Genomic DNA, 24,495 nt, shown 5'->3' on the forward strand with positions numbered 1-24,495 from the left:
AACTTTTGGGGTGTAGATCAGTTAACGCCTTGTAATATAAGGCTTTAACCCACTTTTTACCAACCTTTTTGTCTACTATGTAGACATAAAATATAAGCGGTCGTTTTTAACGGGAAATTTTCAAAATTCCAGTCAAAAACGACCGCTTGTTTTTAGCACGTCAAACGAAAAATTAGATCGCTTTTAATACGTTTACCATTTCGATTGCGCCTAATGCATACTCTGAACCTTTGTTACCTGCTTTAGTACCCGCGCGTTCGATCGCCTGTTCAATATTTTCTGTGGTTAATACACCGAAAATTACCGGTACACCGGTTTCTAATGCAACTGCACCGATACCTTTTGCAGCTTCATTACATACGTAATCATAATGAGTTGTTGAACCACGAATTACCGTACCTAAACAAATTACCGCATCATATTTACCGCTGGTTGCCATTTTTTTCGCAACTAATGGAATCTCAAATGCACCCGGAACCCACGCCGTATCAATATCGTTTTCATCCGCACCGTGACGCACTAACGTATCAATTGCACCGCTTAATAATTTATCGTTGATAAAATCGTTGAAACGTGCGGTTACAATACCAAATTTTAAACCCGTCGCAACTAAGTTACCTGTAATCTTTGCCATTTTTTTGTCCTCTCGAAATATGCAAAATTTTATAAAAAAGTGACCGCTTGTATCATTTTATAGTAGGGACGCAGCGCTTGCATCCCTAATACTACATACGGTTGTTAAAGTTAGAAGTTAAACATATGTCCCATTTTTATCTGTTTCACTTTTAGGTAATCAATGTCATTTTTGTTCGGTTCTACAATAATCGGCTCACGTGCAACGATATTTAACCCTTGCTCTTTTAAGCCTTCAATTTTTGCCGGATTATTGGTTAGTAAACGGATCGATTTCACGCCTAACTGCCGGAACATTTGTGCACCGATATAATATTCACGTTCGTCCTCTTTAAAACCTAAGGCAACGTTCGCTTCAACCGTATCCATCCCTTTATCTTGCAGTTCGTAAGCACGTAACTTATTAATTAAACCGATACCACGACCTTCTTGGCGTAAATACAGCACAACGCCTCTGCCCTCTTTTTCGATTTGTGTCATTGCTGCGGCAAATTGCTGGCCACAGTCACAACGTTGAGAGCCGAACGCATCACCGGTTAAACATTCAGAATGAATACGCGCTAAAATTTGCTCACCGTCTGTTAAATCACCTTTGACTAATGCAACGTGTTCTTTACCTGAAATCACTTCAACAAAGCTATGCGCCATAAATTCGCCGTATTTTGTCGGCATTTTTACCACAGAAATTTGTTTCACTAAGCTATCATGTTTACGACGATATTCTTGTAATTGTTGAATCGTGATAAACGGCATATTGTGCTCTACGGCAAATTTTTGTAGATCCGGCATGGTCATCATTGTGCCGTCATCTGCCATAATTTCACAACATAAACCAGCGTGTTTTAAACCGGCTAAACGAGCTAAATCAACTGTTGCTTCGGTATGACCGTTACGTACTAAAACACCACCGTCTTTTGCTACTAATGGGAACATATGTCCCGGGCGGCGGAAATCACTTGCTTTCGCATTATCATCTACAATTTTCATTGCGGTAATTGAACGTTCAAAAGCAGAGATGCCTGTTCCTGTGTCAATGTGATCGACCGATACCGTAAACGCCGTTTCGTAGTTATCTTCATTGACTGCCACCATCGGATGGAAATTTAACTTTTTAGCAATTTCCGTTGAAACCGGTGTGCAAATTAAACCTTTGCCGTAAGTTGCCATAAAATTGATATTTTCCGGTGTGGCAAATTCTGCCGCACAAATAAAATCACCTTCGTTTTCACGATCTTTATCGTCGCTGACTAAAATGATTTTACCTTGACGAATTGCTTCAATAGCTTCTTCTACTTTTGAAAATTGGAAATCTGTCATCTTCTTTTCCTAAAATATACATTTTTGTCGGTAGAGACACTCTGCATGTGTCCCTACAAATTTTAAAATCCTGCCTGCTTTAAAAAGTCTAAACTAAGATTACTTTTCGGCTCATCCGCCGGCTTTTTCAATAAAAACTGTTCGATATATTTGCCGACAATATCATTTTCTAAATTGACAATACTGCCGATGTTTTTTGAGCCTAAATTGGTTTCTTTAATCGTATGCGGAATAATCGACACACGGAAGCTTTCATCGTCGGTATCCACTACAGTCAGGCTAATACCGTCAATAGTGATCGAACCTTTCTCGATAATATAACGCATTAACTTCGGAGAGGTTTTAATACGATACCATGTCGAATTATGTGCTGGTGTGATTTCAGCGATTTCGCCGGTTCCATCAATATGACCCGAAACAATATGTCCGCCGAAACGTCCGTTTGCCGCCATCGCGCGTTCTAAATTAACCGGACTATTCGGTTTTAATTCGCCTAATGAAGTACGTTTTAACGTTTCAGACATCACATCAGCGGTAAATTGGTTGTTTGAAAAAGACGTTACGGTTAAACATACGCCGTTCACCGCAATACTGTCGCCTAAATGAACATCTTGTAATACCTTTGTTGCATTAATGGTCACTACCGCAAACTCAGCTTGTTTATGAATTTGAGCAATTTTACCGACTTCTTCAATAATACCTGTGAACATTTTTTCCTCCGCTGTTTATATCTACTCGCTCTTAGCTAGAGAGAACATCATAAAACTTCATAATCCAACAAAATATCTTCGCCGATGAGTTCGGTCGATTTCAATTTTAATTTAACCGCTTGGTCGATTTGTTGAATCCCTTCGCCGCCGATTGGGGTTTTCGCTTGTTTACCACCGACTAATTTCGGCGCGATATAACAATGTACTCGATTCACAATACCACTTTCTAACGCACTGAAATTTAAACTTGAACCGCCTTCCAATAACAGGCTGTCGATCTGCATGTCACCGAGCTTTTGCAAAAGATCTTGCAAATCTACCCGCTTGTTTCGTGCTTTACACACTAATACTTCTACGCCAGGCGGTCTAAATTGCTCAATTTTTTGCAAATCGTCACTAACGGTTGCAATCACGGTACGATATTCTTTCGCTGTTTGCACTAACTGGCAATCCAACGGTGTACGTAATTGGCTATCGCAGACAATCCGAACCGGCTGTTTCACATTCGGCATTCGGCTATTTAGCATCGGGTTATCAGCAAGCACCGTATCCACTCCCACCATAATCGCACTATATTGATGTCGAGTTTGTTGCACTCTTGCTCTTGCCGATTCACCGGTAATCCATTTGGATTCGCCGGTACTGGTTGCAATTTTGCCGTCTGCCGTCATGGCATATTTCATCAGCACATACGGGCGTTTAGTTTGAATATAGTGGAAAAAAATCGGGTTTAACGCATCACATTCGTCTTTGAGTAAACCTTCTACTACTTCCACACCGGCTTGGCGTAACTGACTTGCTCCTCGCCCCGCCACTAAAGGATTCGGATCGCTTGAACCGATAAATACTTTTTTAATGCCTCGTTCAATTAATAAATCCGAACAAGGAGGCGTGCGCCCGTGATGACAACAAGGCTCAAGTGTTACATAAGCAGTCGCCTCGGAAAGATCTTCCTTACAATGTAAAATGGCATTACGTTCCGCATGCCAGCCACCAATCTTTTCATGGTAACCTTCGGCAACGATTTCACCGTTTTTGACAATTACACAACCGACAAGCGGATTGGGATTCGTCCAGCCTAAACCTTGTTTTGCCAGTACAATGGCACGGCGCATATAGTCTAAATCCGTCATTGTTTTGAAACTATTTAAGGGCAGAGGAAAACACATTACAGGCGTGTTTACCCTAATGATGAAAAAAGCCTTGAAATCTTTCGATCTCAAGGCTTGTAAAAAAGATAGAAAAAACCACCGCTTACACGGTTATTTCATCTTCTTCCATCCAGACTATACTGTCGGTACCGGAATCTCACCAGTTCCTGCCAAACCTTTTTCGTTCGGCTCGCGGACTTTACCGCCGATCGGGAATTTCACCCTGCCCTGAAGATTATTAAAAAATTGTTGCAAATTTTGCGACTTTTGATTGTCAAAGTCAAGCAAGAATTAGCGTTTATCCAATGCCATTGATAATAAAGTGATTGGATGTAAACAAATAACATTGCTCGACATATCAATCTGCCATTTACAGGTTTCACACTCTGAAATCACATAATCAAAACCGCCTTCGTTGATATGTTCAAACAACGTACGGCCGATCGCTTGTGACGTTTCATAGTTTTCCGCTTTAAAACCGTAAGTTCCTGCAATACCACAACATTGTGACGGCAACATGACTACTTCATAACTCCGGAATTTGTTTTAATAACTCCAATGTATAAGGTGCCCAACCTGCTTTTTCTACGTGACAAGCAGTATGATAAGCAACACGTAAGCGCATCGGTTTAAGCGGTAATTTTCTGCCGGCTTTTTGCAATTTATACAAGTGGCGTGTCACGATATCAATATGCGATTTCACTTTGGTATTCGGCATACCGAGTACGTGGCTGTACTCTTCTTTAATATTTGCCGTACAGCTTGAGGAAGTACCAATCACTTCTAACTGTTTATCCACAGTTTTTTCAAGATATTTCAGGTTAAATTCCGCCTGTTTTTTTGCTCTTTCAGGAAAACCGTTCACCATTAACGGTAAACCGCAACATTTTTCTTTTTCAAGCAAGACCACACCGATATCCAGTGCATTCATCACATCGATCACTTTTTTACCTAACTGCGGATTATTATAGTTCACATAACAACCGTGGTAATAAGCGACTTGCTCTTTGAATTGCGCCTGGCGTTTCGCTTGTTTTTTCATATACCAATTACGGAACGAACCGAATGAATATTTCGGTAAGGTACGGTGTTGGCTGACTTTTAAGGTTTTCTCTAACAAGAAACGAGTCGCTTTTAAACTGGTAATCGTATTCACAATCGGCGCAAACGGGGTATTCATCGTCCCCATAATATCGGTATTACTTAATACCGCATCACGCAATTTATGAATCAATGGTTTATTTTGACGCTCAACATGACGATTTCTTACACGTACAATAATATCGCCGATTTTTACATCCGACGGGTAAGCAATTTCACAACGTTTACAGTTCGTACAATATTTCAAGGCTTCATCATAGAAATCTGGGCTTTTCAGACGTAAACACTCGCCGTCTGGGCCGGATTGTTTTGGCCCCGGATAAAACGGATTATTACGTGAAACCGGACATACCGCCGTACAAGCGGTACATTTCAAACAACTTTCAAAACTTGGGTCAAAATGTTGATGAACAACCGGAGATTGTGCGCCTTGACGTGCATTTTCAATCAATTGTTGAATATTCATTTTGTACCTCCGATTTGTTCCGCAACGGTTAATGCCGTAACCACTGCAACACCCGAACCACAGCCTTGTTCAATACCTTGGAAACCTCCGATGACATTTCCCACCGCATATAAATTCGGTACAACCACACCTTTTTTTGTACTTGGCAAGCCGAGTTAATCACCACACCGGCAGATTGGTAAGGTTGAGGTGCTACAAAGCGGTTATTTGTCCAAGTAAAGCGGTCGGAATCATTAAAATTTTTGCAACCGCAAATATCTAAATCAAATACCGGCTCTTTCACACGTTCAAATTCCGCCACAAGACCGTTGCTAAAAAAGCTACCGGCAGCCAACACAAAATGATTTGCACTAATTGGTTCTTCTTGGTGTGATGTGGTAAAAATACGTACGACCTTATCGCCCTCAAATTCCGCTTTAATCGCTCGGTCACCGTTCATCATCATGCCGCCTAATTGCTCAAAACGTGAACGTAATTGACGATGTTGGCGAATACCCAATAAAGACGGCGGTAACGTCGGTAATTCGAATAATGCCAAACCGGTTGCTTGTTGTAAGCTATTGAAGAAATCTTGGTTATCCAAGCCGAAACAAGCCGGTAAAAATACCGCTTTCGCATTGCCTGCTGCCTGTTTAATTTCTTGTACCAAATCTTGGAAAGACAATTTATGTTCTAATAATTGCGCAATATTTACACTGCGAAACTCACGTGAGTTTTGACGTAAATAGTCCAACTCAGGAATATTTAAATAACCGATCGTAAATTCATAATCAGCAAACTGGCTATACTGTTTTAAATTGTCCGCCAATAATTGCGGCTGAAAATCGTGATAGCCTTCAATTCCTAAAATGGCGACCTGTTTCTTCGCTAAGGTAGTTAAATGTTTTACCGTCAGTACGCTATTCGGCGATAACCAAGTCGCACGAAGACCACCTAGCGGGGTAATGCGTTCATGATTTTGCGCCGTTGATCCTTCTAAATGTAGAGTTAAACTTTGCGCTAATTATTCGAACTGCTGCGCTTTTGCCAAGAATACTGTACGGATGTTCCGGCGCTTGAAGTTTTAACTCATCAAGCGATTGATAAACATTTTCGACTTTTTGACCGCTTGGTAAACGAGAAAGTAAATCCATTGAACCGGAAGAAAAATCAATGGCTGCTTGTCCGTTGTTGATAATCGCACAGCGTTTGCCTTGTTCTTGAAGCGCAATCCCACAGGTTAAACCGGCGAGTCCGCCGCCAATAATTACTACATCAAAATTCATTGCTATTCACTCCCTACTCTTCGTCCATCGGTACATCATTCAGTCCGAGTAGGCAATAGTAAATCCAGCTGGTAAATTCCGCTTCCCGCATTGCATCCCCCCATGCAATCGGTTGAATTCCACGCCAGCGCTCTTCCATAAATGAGGCTAATTGGGTGGTTGATTCTTTTGGTGTCGCCACTTTAAAACGACTCATCAGTCCTGCAGCACGGCAAGCACAAAGTTTCGCTTGGCAAGTTCCCATACCGACACGAGTACGGCGGCGTAAATCCACCAAATTATTCACTTTGAGTTCATCAACCGCATAACGAACTTCACCGGCAGCTACCGCTTCACATTCACACACTAAAGTTTTATCTAAACGCTCGGTTTCAAGTAAACGCAATGCTCTGGAACCATGACGATAAACCGCAGAATGGCGAATCGTATTCAGCAGTGAAATAATTTTTTTACTGGTTTCTTCGCGGCTTTCATTTGAACCCGGAAGAGGACGTTCCGCCGTGCTACACAAGCGGTCGGATTTATTCAATTTTTTGCAAACCAAATCGGTCGCCCATTCCGCCATCAAGCGATAAGTCATCAATTTACCACCGGTAATCGTAATAAAACCGTCTAAACCGTCACATTCTGCGTTATCCAGCAAGACGATACCACGACTAACATTACGACCGGACGGATCATCATCGGTAGCCACCAGAGGACGTACCCCGCATAAGCACGTAACACACGAGTATGACGTAAACTCGGCGCAAGTTTCTCCCCTTCACGGAACAAGATACCTACTTCTTCCGGCGTCACCACCATATTGTCAATTTGATCATAAGGAATACGGTCAGACGTTGTACCGATAACACAAATGGTATCTCCCGGCACTAAGATATCGGCATTTGCTGGTTTACGACAACGGTTGATCACCATATTGTTAATACGGTGTCCCATTACCAGTAACGAACCTTTTGCCGAGAACATTTTGATTTTGAGATCGGCATATTCGGCAATACCTTGCCCCTAGATCTCGCCGGCATTCACCACGATCGGCGCAAAAAATTGGCGTTTGACTTGGTTTCGGTGATCAAACACATTAACGCCAATGACAGTACCACCTTCACGAATCAAGCCCGTGACTTCACAATAAATAAACACTTTTGCACCGTTCTCCGTCGCATCCAGTATATTGGAAGCGGTTAAACGGAACGGGTCAATCGAACCATCCGGCACAACCTCCGCACCGACTAGCGAAGAGTTAACGGACGGCTCCATATATTTTGCAAGATCCGGCTCAATTTCGACCGCTTCTATGCCCGAATCGGTACAGGCTTGGATAAAGTTTTTCTGATAATTAAGATCATCTTCCGGTAGGGTGATGAAAAGCCCTTTCGTGTCATCTACACAATGGCGAGCGATCTGTTTGAGGATGAGATTTTCCTTAATACACTCTTCTGCCGATTCTCTATCATTTACCGCATAGCGTGCTCTACTATGCAGTAAGCCGTGATTACGACCGGTCGCACCGGTTGCGATGTCTCTGCGCTCTAGCAATACGCATTTTAAGCCTCGAAGCGCACAGTCTCTTGCGATCCCTGCACCGGTTGCACCACCGCCGATGATAATGACATCTGTACTGATTGGCGAAAAATCTGCAACATTTTGATACATTTGAGGTAAAATGTTCATACTCAACCTCTCCCACATTTTAAATGAAATGAAACGAAACAATAGAAACAGATTTATTGTATAAAAATGAGCGATTTGGAACAAACAGATGAGCATAAAAGAAATCAAAAATGTGATAATGCTCACAAAGAATTTAAATTTGTTAAATTCTTTGTGGAATAGATCAAAAATTTGTACAAATGTGCTTTTCTATTCATTTTGTTCGGTTATGCTGTGCGCGGTTTGTTGATAAACAAACATTTAAGCTAATCAAGGAGAAAATAATGAAATTGAAAACATTAGCTATGAGCTTACTTGCAACAGCAGTTTTAACCGGGTGTACCGCACAACAAACCGCTGAACAATCAGCTCAATCTGACAAATTAATCATTGCACATCGTGGAGCGAGTGGTTACCTACCTGAACATACGCTTGAGTCTAAAGCGCTCGCTTTTGCTCAACAAGCGGATTATTTAGAACAAGATCTTGCGATGACGAAAGATAATCGCTTAATTGTTATTCATGACCATTTCTTAGACGGTTTAACTGATGTAGCGAAAAAATTCCCGAAACGTGCGCGTAAAGACGGTCGTTTCTATGTCGCTGATTTCACCTTAAAAGAAATCCAAACACTTGAAATGACAGAAAACTTCAAAACAGAAAATGGTCAACAAGTACAAGTTTATCCAAATCGCTTCCCAATGTGGAAATCTCATTTCCAAATTCACACCTTCGAAGATGAAATCGAATTTATCCAAGGCTTAGAAAAATCAACCGGGTAAACAAATCGGTATTTACCCGGAAATCAAAGCACCTTGGTTACATCATCAAGAAGGCAAAGATATTGCATTAGAAACCTTAAAAGTATTGAAAAAATACGGCTACGATCAAAAACCGGACAAAGTTTATTTACAAACCTTTGATTTTAACGAGTTAAAACGTATCAAAACCGAATTGTTACCAAAACTCGGTATGAATGTGAAACTCGTTCAATTAATCGCTTATACCTATTAGCATGAAACCGAAGAAAAAGATGCTTCGGGCAAATGGGTTAACTATAACTACGACTGGATGTTCAAAGACGGTGCAATGGCGGAAGTGGCTAAATATGCCGATGGTGTAGGCCCGGGTTGGTATATGTTGGTGGATGATAAAAACTCAAAATTAGGTGATATCAAATACACGCCAATGGTAAAAGATATTGCGAAAACTAACATGGAATTACACCCGTACACTGTACGTAAAGATGCGCTTCCGGAATTCTTTACCGATGTAAATCAAATGTATGATGCGTTATTAAACAAAGCGGGAGCAACCGGGGTATTTACCGATTTCCCTGATACAGGTGTGCAGTTTATCAAAGGTACTAAATAGACGTTTTTGAGCGAAAACGAATACTAAATTTGTGAATTATTGATATTTTTAGCAAATATGTTGAAATATTTTCATAAAAGTGTGAGTGAATTCAAAAATTTAGATAAATAATATGGAGTATTACTCTTTTTTCGTTAAAATACGCATGATTGTTCGTAATCGAACGTTTTATCAATATATATCATTTGGAGTGTTTCTATGTTTGGTCCTTTTAAACCGGCCCCGCACATTGCGGAATTGCCGGCAGATAAAATAGATGCAAGATATAAATTCTTACGTTGGCAAGTATTCGCAGGTATCTTTTTTGGATACGCCGCATATTATTTTGTGCGTGCAAACTTCGACCTTGCGCAAAAAGGTTTAATTGAAGAGGTTTATATAACAAAGCTGAATTAGGTATTATCGGTACCGGTGCAGGTTTAGCTTATGGTCTTTCTAAATTCGTGATGGCAGGTATGTCTGACCGTTCAAACCCGAAAGTATTTTTACCGTTCGGTTTATTACTTTCCGGTCTCTGTATGACGATGATGGGCTTAATGCCGTGGGCAACTTCAGGTATTGCTGTCATGTTCATCATGATTTTCTTAAACGGTTGGTTCCAGGGTATGGGTTGGCCTCCATGTGGTAGAACGATGGTACATTGGTGGTCTAAATCTGAGCGTGGAACTATCGTTTCTATCTGGAACTGTGCACATAACGTGGGTGGTATGGTACTGGGTGCAATGGTGTTGTTAGCAAGTGCGATTTACTTTAGTAATACTGGCGAACACGCAACTGCGAAAGACGTATGGCAACAAGCGCTTTACTACCCTAGTATTGCTGCAATGATTGCTGCGATTCCAGTTTATTTTGTAATGAAAGACACGCCACAATCTTGCGGTTTACCTCCGGTAGAAAAATGGCGTAATGATTATCCTGATGACTATAATGAGGAAACAGCGGAAAAAGATTTAAGTACCAAAGAAATCTTTGTGACTTATGTACTTAAAAACAAATTATTATGGTATATCGCAATCGCTAACGTATTCGTTTATTTAATTCGTTATGGTGTATTAAAATGGTCTCCGGTTTACCTCGGTGAAGTAAAACACTTCAATATCAAAGGCACTGCATGGGCTTACACCATTTATGAATTAGCCGCTATTCCGGGTACATTATTATGCGGTTGGGTATCGGATAAATTATTCAAAGGTAAACGTGGTTTAACCGGCTTTATCTTTATGATCTTAACCACGATTGCCGTTGTAGCATTATGAAAAAACCCAGCAACACCAGAGGCTGAATTAGCTCAATATGCAGGTAAAGCGTGGTATGAAAACCCATATCAATTGATGGACTTCATTTTAATAACTACAATTGGTTTCTTAATCTATGGTCCGGTAATGTTAATTGGTTTACATGCGCTTGAGTTAGCACCGAAAAAAGCAGCGGGTACATCAGCAGGTTTCACCGGTCTATTCGGTTACTTAGGTGGTACGGTTTCTGCATCAGCAGTTGTTGGTTGGGCTGCAGAATATTATGGCTGGGACGGCGGTTTCTACGTGATGACTGCTGGCGGTGTGTTAGCGGTGTTATTAATGCTTATCGTAATGCTTATCGTAATGCTTGAAGAAGGTAAACATAAAGCAAAATTAGGCGACCACGACGGTAAATAATTAACTCGCTTACAAAAGGAAGAACAATTGTTCTTCCTTTTTTTCATCCTAAAACCACTATTTGTCATCAATTTGCCATATAACTAAGGTTAACTAGCTACTAACTTCCTTAACCAACAACATTAAATAACTGGAGAATCATATGAAATTATCAAAAATTGCACTTACGTTAAGCTGTTTATTTATGACTTCTATTAGTGTTGCAAATCAAAGCTGCCTCTCTCCGTACGCAGAAGCATTACCTAAATACGAATATACTTTAAACAAAGTAATGGAGGTCAATGGTCGCCAAGGTGTCACTACTGACGGTAAATATCTCTATGTATCCGGTTCAGCGTCTCTCGCCAAATATGATTTAAACGGGAAACTCATTACTGAAAACAAAAAACGTTTATCGGTTATCAAAAAGAAGCCAATCATATCAGTGATATCGATATTTATAACAATGAATTATATATTTCCTCTGAATGGTTTATGGACGGTATAGGTAAAAATATCCAAATTGCCATTCATGACCCTGATAGCTTAGCATTTAAAAGAGCAGTAGATTTTTATCCTGAGTCGGGGCAATTAGAAGTTTCAGCAATTACGGTCGATACCGTCAATCGTAGTGTTTGGATGGCATCTTGGGTTGGAGAAGAAAGTGGTCGCTATTTACATGAATATGATCTTGATAGCGGTAAATATAAATGCAAAGTTCATTTACAGCCGGTTCAGCAATGGATTCAAGGTATCTTCGCCCATAAGGGAAATTTATACCTGACTGCAGATGACGGAACTGCCGATGAGAAAGAACACGATCACTTATATCGTGTAGAACTTTCTGTTAAAAATAACGAAGCTCGAGTTGTGCTAGAGCGGTACCCTTGATGATGTGAAAGATTACGGTGAAATTGAAGGGCTCGTAATCAATCCAAAAAGCAAGCAATTGATTGTTCAGGTTAATCGCGGCAAACAAATCGTATTAGGAATGCCGAAAGGTTTTTACCCAGGATATGATCGTGAAATTAGTGAGCTGTATTTTTATCAAATGACGCCTAGATGCCAATAATCATTTCTTTTCTTCTCATTTCTTGTAAGGAAATAATCTCGGATTATTTCCTTTCTTTTTTAACTTTAATCAAATTTTTGCTTGTTTTTCCAAATTTCACCCCCATAATGAAGAAATTACTATTTTTGATAGAACATAAGAAGAGAGCAAATTCGTGGCACCAAGAAAAAAGAAAGCAATTGAGTTACCGCTACTTCCGTTACGTGATGTAGTGGTATTTCCTTATATGGTTATGCCGTTATTTGTAGGGCGTGAGAAATCGATTCAAGCCTTACGTGCAGCGATGGATGGCAATAAACAATTATTCCTTGTCACTCAACAAGATCCTAATAAAGAAGAACCGACAACTGCTGATGTATATGATGTTGGTGTAATTGCTAATATTATCCAAATGTTAAACCTTCCTGACGGTACGGTGAAAGTACTGGTTGAAGGTCAGCAACGTGCCAAAATTGAACATATTCATGATGATGAGAACGGCTTCTGGGCTGGCATACAGGTAATTTCATCAGAATTTGATGAAGAAGATAATGAATTACAAGCAATCGCTAAAGCAACGCTTAATGAATTTGAAAATTACGTAAAAAATAATAAAAAAATTCCGGCTGAAATTCTGCCTAAATTACAAAAAATCACTTCGGAAGACCGTTTAGCCGATACGATTTCTTCAAACCTCATCGCACCAGTTAAGAAAAAACAAGCGTTACTTGAAGAAGCGAATCTTATTGCTCGTTTTGAAGCGCTATTAGTCGCAATGGCAACGGAAATGGACTCTCTGGAAACAGAAAGCCGTATTCGTAATCGCGTTAAACAGCAAATGGAAAAGAACCAACGTGATTACTACTTGAATGAGCAAATCAAAGCGATTCAAAAAGAATTAGGTAACGGCGAAGATGCCGAACAGAGCGAATTAGATAAACTTAAAGAAAAAATTGATGCGGCCAAATTGCCAGTAGAAGTAAAAGAAAAATTAGACGGTGAATTTAAAAAATTAAAAGCAATGCCACAAAGCTCTTCGGAAGCAACAGTGGTTCGCAGTTATATTGACTGGATTTTAAAAATGCCATGGCATAAAAAATCTGCAGTCAAAAAAGACTTAGCGAAAGCGCAAGCCGTATTAGATAAAGATCATTACGGACTAGAAAAAGTTAAAGAACGTATTGTGGAATATCTTGCAGTACAAAGCCGCTTAAATAAACTAAAAGGTCCAATTCTTTGCTTAGTTGGTCCTCCGGGTGTAGGTAAAACCTCGCTCGGTCAATCTATCGCTAATGCGACTGGACGTAAATATGTCCGTATGGCACTAGGTGGCGTGCGTGACGAAGCGGAAATCCGTGGTCATCGCCGTACTTATATCGGTTCTATGCCGGGTTCATTAATGATGAAAATGGCAAAAGTCGGTGTGAAAAACCCGTTATTCTTGCTCGATGAAATCGACAAAATGGCGCAGGATATGCGTGGCGACCCGGCATCCGCATTACTTGAAGTGTTAGATCCGGAACAAAATAAAGCATTTAACGACCACTATTTAGAAGTCGATTACGATTTATCTGATGTAATGTTTGTGGCAACGTCAAACTCAATGAATATTCCACCGGCACTGCTCGACCGTATGGAAGTGATTCGTCTCTCCGGTTATACCGAAGATGAAAAAATGCACATTGCAAGTGAACATTTAATTGCTAAACAGCAAGAAAATAACGGCCTAAAAGCAGGTGAATTGACCATTGAAGATGGTGCGATTTTAAGCATTATACGTTATTATACTCGTGAAGCCGGTGTGCGTGGTCTTGAGCGTGAAATTGCAAAAATCTGTCGAAAAGCAGTGAAAACTTTAGTGTTAGACAAAAAAGTTAAATCACTGACTGTAACAGAAGAGAATATTGCGGATTACTTAGGTGTAAAACGTTTTGATTACGGCAAAATGGATAACCAAAACCGTGTCGGTGAAGTAACCGGTTTAGCGTGGACGGAAGTTGGCGGCGATTTACTAACGATCGAAACGGCATCAGTAAGCGGTAAAGGTAAATTCTCATTTACAGGCTCATTAGGCGATGTAATGAAAGAATCTATCCAAGCAGCAATGATGGTGGTGCGAGCAAGAGCTGCTCAATTAGGTATCGCAGATGACTTCCACGAGAAACGTGATATCCACGTACACGTGCCGGACGGTGCAACACCGAAAGATGGCCCGAGTGCTGGTATTGCGATGTGTACCGCATTAATTTCAAGCCTAACCGGCAACCCAGTTCGTAAAGAAGTTGCGATGACCGGTGAAATTAGCTTACGTGGTAAAGTTTTACCAATCGGTGGTTTAAAAGAGAAATTACTGGCTGCACACCGTGGCGGCATTACCACCGTGATTATTCCAAAAGAAAATGAAAAAGATTTGGAAGAAATTCCGGAAAATACAAAAGCGGCATTAACGATTCATGCGGTCAAAACGATTGATGAAGTATTATCAATTGCATTGGAAAATCCGCCAATGGGGATTGAGATCATTCCGGCAAAATCTCAAACGATTAAAGTGAAAAAATCTCGCTCAAAAGCGGCAATTCAATAAATCTATCGTTTAAAGTAAAAAACCTCGAATATTTGTTATTCGAGGTTTTTCTTTCTTATAGATTAATCACGGCTTGTTCCGCCAATTCACGTGCTAATTTATCAATATGCAACACGTCAGCTATTTCTTTTACTTGAATCGGCGCAATATTTTCAACGACCGTTCTATTCACATTCACAATATCAATAAAACGAATACGCTCATTTAAGAAAGCCTCTACCGCCACTTCATTTGCCGCATTCATTGCAGTGGTAGCATATTGCCCTTCTGCAAATGCCTCAATCGCTAATTTCAAATTCGGATAGCGGGCAAAGTCCGGTTCGATAAAAGTTAATTCTTTCAATTTAAAGAAATCTAACGGCGCCACACCGGCATTAATATGCTTCGGATACGCCATTGTATGCGCAATCGGCGTACACATATCCGGATTCCCCATTTGAGCGATAACCGAACCGTCAATATAACGTACCATCGAATGAATAATGGATTGCGGATGAATAATAATTTCCATTTCCTCTGCCGAAGCATTAAATAACCAACGGGCCTCAATATATTCCAAACCTTTATTCATCATGGTGGCACTATCGACCGAGATTTTCTTACCCATCGACCAATTCGGGTGTGCAACCGCTTGTGCCGGAGTAATAGTGGCAAACTCATCGAGCGGTTTTACACGGAACGGACCGCCTGAACCGGTCAAAATAATTTTACTCACGCCTAACTCTGCAAGCGGACAAAAACCGACTTTTTGTTGCGCTTCCGGTGGTAGAGATTGGAAAATCGCATTATGTTCGCTATCAACCGGTAATAATTGTGCGCCGGATTTTTTCGCTTCATCAATAAAGATTTGCCCGCAAGTGACTAACGATTCTTTATTGGCCAATAAGACTTTTTTACCTGCCTTAACCGCTGAAAGGGTTGGCAATAAACCGGCAGCTCCAACAATTGCCGCCATCACCATATCCACTTCGGGGTGAGCGCTCAGTTCACAAATCGCTTTTTGACCACTTAGCACTTCAGTTTTTACATTGAATTGTTTGAGCTGTTCCGCTAATGCTTTTGCAGCTTGCTCGTCATCTAATGCGGCAAATTTCGGTTGAAATAATAAGCATTGTGCTGCCATCAATTCAACGGTTTTACCACCAACTAAACCGAATACTTCGTATTCCGTTTTGTTTTGCTCGACCACAGATAAGGTACTTTTACCGATTGATCCGGTTGAGCCTAAAATCACTAATTTCTTCATATACATTCCTAATAACTAAAAACAAGCGGCCTATTTTGCAATTTTTTTGCAAATTCGACCGCTTGTCACTTAATTTGATAAGCGTTTCGCTTCAATAACATCTTCAAGTTGTGCGATACGCGCTAATAATTTACCCAGCATATCAACATTGCTCAGCTCAATTCCCATATCCATAATGGCTAGACTACGTTTCGCATCAATACGGCTTGAGACACTCAACACGTTAACTTTCTCATTCGCCATTACTGCACTCACATCACGCAATAAACCGTTGCGGTCATTTGCAGTTACTCGAATCGCTAAACTGAAGCCACTCGCATAATTCGTACCCCATTGTGCACCAACTACACGCTCCGGATTTGCACTACGCAATTCAAACAATTGCTCGCAATCCGCACGGTGAATTGAGATTCCTCGCCCTTGCGTGATATAACCGACAATCTTATCGCCCGGAATCGGCTGACAACAACGGGCAATGGTGTGCATTAAATTACCAACGCCATCAATAATAATTTGTCCGTTTTTGCCTTTGTGCTGATTAGCATTATTGGCATGCTTATTCACTTGTTTCAGAACCGCTTCGTCTTCTTGCTCCGCGGTCGGCTTGATTAACTTGCTTTGTAAATAATGGCTTAACTGATTCAGACGAATATCACCACCGCCGATCCCTGCATACAAATCATCAAATTGTTTCAGATTATAGCGAGGCAACGCATATTGCTCGATTTGCTTATAAGTAAAGCCAAAACGCGCCATTTCCGCTTCCAATGCTTCTTTGCCGATCGGAATATTTTTCTCTCGATCCAATTTCTTAAACCAAGCGATAATTTTTGCACGCGCTTTGGAAGTATTTACGAAGCCTGAATTCGGGTTTAACCAATCTCGGCTTGGATTCGGATTTTTCTGAGTAATAATCTCTACCTGATCGCCCATTTGCAATAAATAGGTGAACGGCACGATCCGCCCGGCAACTTTAGCGCCGATACAACGATGCCCTACTTCACTATGAATCGCATAAGCAAAGTCAAGCGGTGTGGCATTTTTCGGTAAATCAATTACCTCGCCTCTCGGGGTAAACACGTAAACACGATCATCAAATACTTGAGAGCGCATTTCCGCAACCACATCGCCCGAATCCGCAATATCATTTTGCCACGCCAATAATTTACGTAACCAAACGATTTTCTCTTCATAGCCGGAACGACCAGCCGTTGCACCTTCTTTATATTTCCAATGCGCTGCAACGCCTAGTTCCGCATCGTCATGCATTTTACGTGTACGAATCTGCACCTCGATAGTTTTCTCGCCCTCACCTGACACGACAGTATGAATCGATTGGTAACCATTCGGTTTCGGGTGTGCGATATAATCATCAAAGTGTTCCGGTAAATGTCTATATTGCGTATGAATAATCCCCAAAGCGGTATAACAATCTTGCAGATTCGGTACAATGACACGCACCGCTCTTACGTCAAACAGCTGCTCGAAACGCAGATTTTTCTTCTGCATTTTCTTCCAAATACTGTAAATGTGTTTCGGACGACCATAAACTTCAATATCACTAATCTGTTCTGCTAAAGAAGCGGTCAAATTTGTCACAAAATTTGCAATATAGCTTTCACGTTCTAGACGGCGCTCCCCCAATTGTAAGGCGATCACACGGTAACATTGCGGGTGTAAAGCACGGAAGCAGTAATCTTCCAGCTCCCATTTAAGCTGTCCGATGCCTAAGCGATTGGCGAGCGGCGCATAAACATGTGAACATTCTTTAGCGGCTAAAACCAAATCTTCTTCCGTATGCAGATGTTTATCACGCAAATAAGTAATACGTTCGGCGAGTTTTATAACCACGCAACGGAAATCATCCACCATAGCAAGTAACATTCGGCGGATATTATCGATTTGTAAATCGGAAGCGCTGTTGGCACTTAATTGACGAATATTATCCATTTCGATCACGCCTTTAACCAAATTTTTCACCTGATTACTAAAGCGTTCTTTCACCTTAACAAGATCGATAATATTGTGTTTAACGAGAGGAAATAATAAGGCTGCGACAAGAGAATCATCATCCATATTCAAGCCATGCAGGATTTCGACCATCTCAACACCGTCCCACATTAAATGATATGTTTCGGTATCTAATTTCTCTTGTGCATAACACCAAGCAATTTGTAACTCTTCGAAGGTTATGGGCGACATTTGTAAAGCTGCACTCCAACTCGCTAACTCAAAAGTACTAGGGTTAAGCTCGTGTGAACGGCGAATCGCTACCATAAATCCTCCTTTTGTAAAATCTTACGAATATTTAACCGCTTGGCGGCTAGAAATTGCTTAGCATTATACTTGGATTTGCGAATTATTGTTAGTGGTTATCGCTAGCTTGTTGTTATCTATCCGCTACAAATTGTTCACTTTTTCACTTAATTCGCCATATTATAAAAAAGTATTTGGCTAATTTCTCAAAATTAGCCCCTATCTCTTTTGAGGTATATAAATTGTGATAAATCAAACCAATCTCTACAATTAATTGCAGCGTATTTGCCGATTGGTTAGAATGCAGTACGTTTTAAGCGGCATTTTGCCGTTTTTTCTTTTATGTGGGATTCAATGACAATTTTAGCTTTAGGTATTAACCATAAAACAGCATCGGTGAGTTTACGAGGAAAAGTGGCGTTTGATGAAGTCAAACGCCAGTTGGCGTTCGAACAAATTCAGCAGCGTGGTTTAGCTGAAAGCGTTGTCATCTTATCAACTTGCAACCGCACCGAACTCTATTTCCATCATTCGGAAATTACACCACAAGCAGAACATGAGGATAATCTCGCTTGGCGAGAACAATGTTTCGAATGGTTTGCCGAAATCCATCAACTTGATCACACCGAATTACGTGAATGTATCTATTTCAAACAGAATTTTGAAGCCGCTCGCCACTTAATGCAGGTAGCTTGCGGATTGGATTCACTAATTTTAGGCGAGCCACAAATTCTTGGCCAAGTAAAGCAAGCTTACCAAGACAGTGAGAATTTTTATCAGTCACAAGGCACTCAAGTTTCGACCAAACTTTCTCGCTTATTCCAGCGTACTTTTTCAACCGCGAAGCGCGTTCGTTCTGAAACGGAAATCGGTTCAAGCGCAGTTTCTGTCGCTTATGCCGCTTGCGGTTTAGCGCGCCAAATTTTTGATAATTTCGGTAAATTGCGCTTCCTATTAGTCGGTGCGGGTGAAACGATTGAATTAGTGGCACGATATTTAATTCAACACGGTGCAAAAAATATTATGATTGCAAACCGTACTCACGTACGCGCGGAAATGTTAGCGGAACGTTTGGAAACGCAGATGCAGATTCTATCGCTTAGTGCGTTACAAATTGGTTTAAATCAGGCAGACGTGGTAATTAGCTCAACTGGAAGTCCTGATATGTTAATTGGCAAAGAAATGGTTGAGATTGCCCAAAAGCAACGCCAATTTGATCCAATGCTGTTAATTGATATTGCCGTGCCTCGTGATATTGATGAGAAAGCTGGCGAGCTGGATGCGGTCTATTCCTATAGCGTCGACGATTTGCAAAACATTATTCAACGCAATCTAGCCCAACGCCAACAAGCAGCTGAACAAGCGACTGAAATTGTGGAGCAGGAATGTAAAGCGTTCTTCGAATGGTTAAAACAACAGCAATCCAGCGATTTAATTAAACGCTATCGCCAAGATGCCGAACAAACTCGCCAAGAACTACTCAATAAAGCGATGCAAGAGATTAGCGCAGGGCAAGATGCAGAGAAAGTCTTAAATGAATTGAGTTATAAACTGGCTAACAACTTATTACACGTGCCGACCCAAGCCTTACAAGCGATGGCTAAAAGCGGTAACTCTAAGGGCTTACAGTGTTTTTCTAAAGCCTTGAAATTAGAAGAACAGTAACAACTCAGAAATTCAAGCAAACAAGCGGTTGATTTTCAGTAAAATTTTGCAATCCCTAAAACGAAAAATGGTTAGAATTAGGCTAACCATTTTTTATTCAAACTTAAGATTTCAATATACTGCAACTATCCTTAATAGGATTTCACGATTTCCGTAAATTTTCTGAGTGAATCCAACCATTTTTCTTCATCAAAAATATATCCTGTCAGCATAACTTCATCGACTAATTCAGCATATTCATCCATAAAATCAGCATATTGCTTAGTCACCCTATCTTTGCTACCAATAAAAATACCGCCACTTTGTAAATCAATAGAATGACGTTCACCGGCAGAATAGTATAGAGAATCCATATTCTCAACCGGTTGTTTAACAAAGACATTTTCACCACGTTGTTCATTTAAAAAGAGCTGTCTAAGCGTACTGTTTGTGTAATGCGCTTCAGCATCCGTTTCTGCGACATTAACATTCAAACAAAGTACCATATAAGGTTTAGCACAATGTTCGGAAGGTTTAAAATTTTGGCGATAAATCTCTGCTGCTTGTTTTTGTTGCATTGGTAAAAAATGGGATGCGAAGGCATACGGAAGCCCTTTTTCTGCGGCAAAATACGCACTTGCAGGACTAGAACCTAAAACAAAAATCGGTACATTCGTCTCTACGCCCGGGTAAGCATTAATACCGTTTGGTTGCTCTTTGCCGAAATAAGTTTGTAAATCCGCAACATCTTGTTCATGATTTGTTTGAGATGCAGCCTGACGACGTAAAGCAGCAGCGGTAAAAGGATCTGTTCCCTTAGCTCGTCCTACCCCAATTTCAACTCGGTTTGGAAATAGTGTTGCCAACGTACCATATTGTTCCGCCACAATAAGTGGGCTATGATTAGGCAACATTACGCCACCAGCGCCCACTTTAATTCGCTGAGTATGATGTAATAATGTTGAAACTAAAATCTGGGTAGCTGAGCTAGCATAAGCTCGAATATTATGATGTTCGGCAATCCAAAAGCGTTCAAATCCCAGTTCTTCGGCAAGTTTTGCCTCCCGAATCACCGAATCAATTGCTTGTTTGCGTGTAAATCCTTCACGTACAGGTACAAGGCTTAAAGCTGATAATTTCATTTTGCTCTCCGAATCTAAATATTGGCATTATACAAATACCTTCATAAAAGGGAAATTGTGTATTTTCCATTTCGATCAACAAGATTTACAGAAAATCGACCGCTTGTTTTCGATCCTTTTTCCGTTCTCAATGCTTTTAGTATATAATATGACGATTTTGCGACTCGCAAAGACAGAATTTTTAGAAGGACAGAATAATAATGACTCCAGTTGTTGCCCTTGTCGGCAGACCGAATGTGGGTAAATCCACTTTATTTAACCGCTTAACCCGCACACGTGATGCGCTAGTAGCGGACTTTCCGGGACTTACTCGTGACCGTAAATACGGTCATGCAAATATCGCCGGTTATGATTTTATCGTAGTTGATACCGGTGGTATTGACGGTACGGAAGAAGGGGTTGAAGAAAAAATGGCGGAACAATCGCTACTCGCGATTGAAGAAGCGGATGTTGTACTTTTCTTAGTCGATGCGCGTGCCGGCTTACTACCTGCCGATATTGGTATTGCTCAATATTTACGTCAGCGTGAAAAAACGACCGTGGTAGTAGCAAATAAAACGGACGGTATCGATGCAGATTCACATTGTGCGGAATTCTACCAATTAGGTTTAGGTGAAGTTGAACAAATCGCAGCGGCACAAGGTCGTGGCGTAACACAACTTATCGAACAAGTCTTAGCGACACTCGGAGAACAATTAAATGCGGATCAAGCGGTCGAAAATGAGGAAGATTCTGCAAATGAAGAAGCGGATGAATGGGATACAGATTTCGACTTTGATAATGAAGAAGATACCGCATTACTTGACGAAGCATTAGAAGACGAAAGTGAATCGATTGAAGATAAAAACATCAAGATTGCCATCGTTGGTCGTCCAAATGTGGGTAAATCAACGTTAACCAACCGTATTCTCGGTGAAGATCGTGTGGTGGTTTACGATATGCCGGGTACGACACGTGATTCAATCTATATTCCGATGGAGCGTGACGGTCAGCAATATACGATTATTGACACGGCAGGTGTACGTAAACGTGGTAAAGTTAATTTAGCGGTGGAAAAATTCTCCGTAATTAAAACCCTACAAGCGATTCAAGATGCGAACGTGGTATTACTTACCATCGATGCGCGTGAAGGCATTTCTGATCAAGATTTATCTCTACTCGGCTTTATTCTGAATGCCGGTCGTTCACTTGTGATCGTAGTTAATAAATGGGACGGCTTATCACAAGATATTAAAGATCAAGTGAAATCCGAATTAGATCGCCGTTTAGACTTTATCGATTTCGCTCGTGTGCATTTTATTTCTGCATTACACGGCTCAGGCGTAGGTAACTTATTTGATTCCGTGAAAGAAGCCTATGCTTGTGCGACACAGAAAACATCAACTTCAATGCTGACACGTATTTTACGTATGGCAGCGGATGAGCATCAGCCGCCGTTAGTAAACGGTCGCCGTGTGAAATTAAAATACGCTCACTCGGGTGGTTATAATCCGCCGATTATCGTGATTCACGGTAATCAAGTCGAAAAATTAGCGGATTCTTATAAACGTTATTTAAGTAATTACTTCCGTAAGAGCTTGAAAATTATCGGTTCGCCGATCCGTATTCAGTTCCAAGAAGGTAATAACCCGTTTGCCGGTAAGAAAAATAAACTCACACCAAACCAATTACGTAAACGTAAACGCTTGATGAAGTTTATTAAAAAAAGTAAGAAATAATTAGACAAATCTCTCCCTTATTAGTACCCGTCTTTGGCGGGTATTATGACTGAACAAGGTGTAAGGCACTCGTCACAAACGTGTGCTATCATTTAATTGAGAAATTAACTATGATGATGCAATACTCTCCGAAATTTAATAATGCTAAAGTGCTTGTACTTGGCGATGTAATGTTAGACCGTTACTGGTTTGGTGCGACAAACCGTATTTCACCGGAAGCACCGGTGCCGGTGGTAAAAGTACAAGATATCGAAGAACGTGCCGGTGGCGCGGCAAATGTGGCAATGAACATTGCCAACCTTGGTGTACCGGTCGCCCTTCACGGTTTAATCGGGCAAGATGATGCCGGCCGTGCTTTAGATAAATTACTCAATTCACATAATATCCAAAACCACTGTGTTGCATTGGATTCACACCCAACCATCACCAAATTGCGTATTCTGTCACGTCATCAACAACTATTACGTTTAGATTTCGAAGAAGGCTTTCATCATGTTGCAAGCGATTCTCTACTTGCAAAACTTGAGCAAGAAATTACCGCTTATGGCGCATTAATCTTATCGGATTACGGCAAAGGTACGCTTGAATCAGTACAACAAATGATTCAAGTAGCACGTAAAGCCGGCGTACCGACACTCATTGACCCGAAAGGTACCGATTTTGAACGTTATCGAGGTGCAACGCTCTTAACACCGAATATGTCTGAGTTTGAAGCGGTAGTTGGTCACTGCAAAAATGACGATGAAATTGTAGAGAAAGGCTTAAAACTTATTGCTGATTTCGAATTAACCGCATTATTAGTGACTCGTTCGGAAAAAGGTATGACGTTATTACGTCCAAACCAAGCACCGTTCCATTTACCGACACAAGCGAAAGAAGTTTATGACGTAACCGGTGCTGGCGATACGGTAATCAGTGTACTTGCCACTGCGGTTGCCGACGGTCGTCCTTACGAAGAAGCGTGTTATTTAGCAAATGCAGCGGCTGGTGTGGTTGTAGGTAAATTAGGTACTTCGACCGTCACACCAACTGAGTTAGAAAATGCGATTCATCATCGTGAAGAAACGGGCTTCGGGATTTTAGCGGAAGATGAATTAAAACGTGCTGTAGAACAAGCAAAACAACGTGGCGAGAAAATTGTGATGACCAACGGTTGTTTTGATATCTTACATCCGGGACACGTTTCTTACTTAGAAAATGCACGGAAACTAGGCGATCGTTTAATTGTGGCGGTAAATACCGATGAGTCGGTGAAACGCTTAAAAGGTGAATCTCGCCCAATTAACGATTTAAGCGCTCGTATGGCGGTACTTGCCGGTTTAGCTTCTGTGGATTGGGTAGTACCTTTTGCGGAAGATACGCCTCAACGTCTTATCGGTGAAATCTTACCTAACTTATTAGTCAAAGGTGGTGATTATAAACCTGAAGAGATTGCTGGCAGTCAAGAAGTTTGGGCAAATGGCGGTGAAGTTAAAGTATTAAATTTTGAGAACGGTTGTTCAACAACAAACGTCATCAAGAAAATTCAAGCATCAAAATAAGCCTCTTCA

General features: G+C 40.9%; 14 protein-coding genes, 5 pseudogenes and 1 riboswitch. Of the genes and pseudogenes, 9 read left to right on the top strand and 10 right to left on the bottom strand.

Annotated elements, in window-relative coordinates; genetic code table 11:
• Positions 1 to 172: 172 nt before the first annotated feature.
• From ribH to glpA, 7 genes and pseudogenes are all read right to left on the bottom strand, one after another.
• On the bottom strand, positions 173 to 634 hold the full coding sequence (gene ribH / locus HMPREF0027_RS07305) for a 6,7-dimethyl-8-ribityllumazine synthase (protein ID WP_005623632.1): 462 nt from the start codon (positions 632 to 634) through the stop codon (positions 173 to 175).
• 110 nt (positions 635 to 744) lie between these two features.
• Positions 745 to 1,950, bottom strand: a complete 1,206-nt coding sequence (locus HMPREF0027_RS07310) for a bifunctional 3,4-dihydroxy-2-butanone-4-phosphate synthase/GTP cyclohydrolase II (RefSeq protein ID WP_005623634.1) — start codon at positions 1,948 to 1,950, stop codon at positions 745 to 747.
• A gap of 62 nt (positions 1,951 to 2,012) precedes the next feature.
• Positions 2,013 to 2,660, bottom strand: coding sequence for a riboflavin synthase (gene ribE / locus HMPREF0027_RS07315; RefSeq protein WP_005623635.1), 648 nt, complete (start codon positions 2,658 to 2,660; stop codon positions 2,013 to 2,015).
• Positions 2,661 to 2,707: 47 nt separating this feature from the next.
• On the bottom strand, positions 2,708 to 3,793 hold the full coding sequence (gene ribD, locus HMPREF0027_RS07320; protein ID WP_005623637.1) for a bifunctional diaminohydroxyphosphoribosylaminopyrimidine deaminase/5-amino-6-(5-phosphoribosylamino)uracil reductase RibD: 1,086 nt from the start codon (positions 3,791 to 3,793) through the stop codon (positions 2,708 to 2,710).
• Between the two features lie 132 nt (positions 3,794 to 3,925).
• Positions 3,926 to 4,051: riboswitch (FMN riboswitch) on the bottom strand.
• 51 nt (positions 4,052 to 4,102) lie between these two features.
• Positions 4,103 to 5,378: pseudogene (glpC, locus tag HMPREF0027_RS07325) on the bottom strand (anaerobic glycerol-3-phosphate dehydrogenase subunit GlpC).
• Positions 5,375 to 6,643 (bottom strand): annotated as a pseudogene (glpB, locus tag HMPREF0027_RS07330) (glycerol-3-phosphate dehydrogenase subunit GlpB). Before glpB ends, glpC begins: the two co-directional pseudogenes overlap by 4 nt.
• Before the next feature lie 13 nt (positions 6,644 to 6,656).
• Positions 6,657 to 8,317: pseudogene (gene glpA, locus HMPREF0027_RS07335) on the bottom strand (anaerobic glycerol-3-phosphate dehydrogenase subunit A).
• Between the two features lie 263 nt (positions 8,318 to 8,580).
• On the opposite strand from glpA, the pseudogene glpQ reads away from it, so the two are divergent.
• The 6 genes and pseudogenes from glpQ (at position 8,581) to lon (ending at position 14,939) form a co-directional block, all read left to right on the top strand.
• Positions 8,581 to 9,670: pseudogene (gene glpQ, locus HMPREF0027_RS07340) on the top strand (glycerophosphodiester phosphodiesterase).
• Between the two features lie 198 nt (positions 9,671 to 9,868).
• Positions 9,869 to 11,325: pseudogene (gene glpT, locus HMPREF0027_RS07345) on the top strand (glycerol-3-phosphate transporter).
• Between the two features lie 142 nt (positions 11,326 to 11,467).
• Positions 11,468 to 11,812, top strand: a complete 345-nt coding sequence (locus HMPREF0027_RS12645) for a hypothetical protein (RefSeq protein ID WP_244261847.1) — start codon at positions 11,468 to 11,470, stop codon at positions 11,810 to 11,812.
• Complete coding sequence (locus HMPREF0027_RS12650) at positions 11,800 to 12,195, top strand: hypothetical protein (RefSeq protein WP_005623661.1); 396 nt, start codon at positions 11,800 to 11,802, stop codon at positions 12,193 to 12,195. Before HMPREF0027_RS12645 ends, HMPREF0027_RS12650 begins: the two co-directional genes overlap by 13 nt.
• 4 nt (positions 12,196 to 12,199) lie before the next feature.
• On the top strand, positions 12,200 to 12,376 hold the full coding sequence (locus tag HMPREF0027_RS12655; protein WP_005623663.1) for a hypothetical protein: 177 nt from the start codon (positions 12,200 to 12,202) through the stop codon (positions 12,374 to 12,376).
• Between the two features lie 154 nt (positions 12,377 to 12,530).
• Positions 12,531 to 14,939, top strand: coding sequence for an endopeptidase La (lon, locus tag HMPREF0027_RS07355; protein WP_005623665.1), 2,409 nt, complete (start codon positions 12,531 to 12,533; stop codon positions 14,937 to 14,939).
• A 55-nt stretch (positions 14,940 to 14,994) separates the two neighbouring features.
• Here the strand turns inward: lon and ispC are convergent, their stop codons facing one another.
• A complete protein-coding gene (gene ispC / locus HMPREF0027_RS07360; protein ID WP_044024358.1) occupies positions 14,995 to 16,185 on the bottom strand; it encodes a 1-deoxy-D-xylulose-5-phosphate reductoisomerase in 1,191 nt (396 codons plus the stop codon).
• A 69-nt stretch (positions 16,186 to 16,254) separates the two neighbouring features.
• The gene (gene relA / locus HMPREF0027_RS07365) at positions 16,255 to 18,462 is read right to left on the bottom strand and encodes a GTP diphosphokinase (protein ID WP_005623669.1); all 2,208 of its coding nucleotides are present in this window, start codon (positions 18,460 to 18,462) and stop codon (positions 16,255 to 16,257) included.
• 333 nt (positions 18,463 to 18,795) lie between these two features.
• Here relA and hemA point away from each other — a divergent pair, with 333 nt between their 5' ends.
• The gene (gene hemA, locus HMPREF0027_RS07370; RefSeq protein WP_044024359.1) at positions 18,796 to 20,106 is read left to right on the top strand and encodes a glutamyl-tRNA reductase; all 1,311 of its coding nucleotides are present in this window, start codon (positions 18,796 to 18,798) and stop codon (positions 20,104 to 20,106) included.
• Positions 20,107 to 20,237: 131 nt separating this feature from the next.
• On the opposite strand, the gene HMPREF0027_RS07375 is transcribed toward hemA, so the two are convergent.
• Positions 20,238 to 21,227, bottom strand: coding sequence for an LLM class flavin-dependent oxidoreductase (locus HMPREF0027_RS07375; RefSeq protein WP_005623673.1), 990 nt, complete (start codon positions 21,225 to 21,227; stop codon positions 20,238 to 20,240).
• A gap of 200 nt (positions 21,228 to 21,427) precedes the next feature.
• Here HMPREF0027_RS07375 and der point away from each other — a divergent pair, with 200 nt between their 5' ends.
• Entirely contained in the window at positions 21,428 to 22,945 is a 1,518-nt protein-coding gene (gene der / locus HMPREF0027_RS07380; RefSeq protein ID WP_005623675.1) for a ribosome biogenesis GTPase Der, read from the top strand.
• A 110-nt stretch (positions 22,946 to 23,055) separates the two neighbouring features.
• Complete coding sequence (gene hldE / locus HMPREF0027_RS07385; RefSeq protein WP_044024361.1) at positions 23,056 to 24,486, top strand: bifunctional D-glycero-beta-D-manno-heptose-7-phosphate kinase/D-glycero-beta-D-manno-heptose 1-phosphate adenylyltransferase HldE; 1,431 nt, start codon at positions 23,056 to 23,058, stop codon at positions 24,484 to 24,486.
• The last annotated feature ends 9 nt before the right edge of the window (positions 24,487 to 24,495 follow it).

Source organism: Actinobacillus ureae ATCC 25976, from assembly GCF_000188255.1.
In the GTDB taxonomy this organism is placed as follows: Bacteria; Pseudomonadota; Gammaproteobacteria; order Enterobacterales; family Pasteurellaceae; genus Actinobacillus; species Actinobacillus ureae.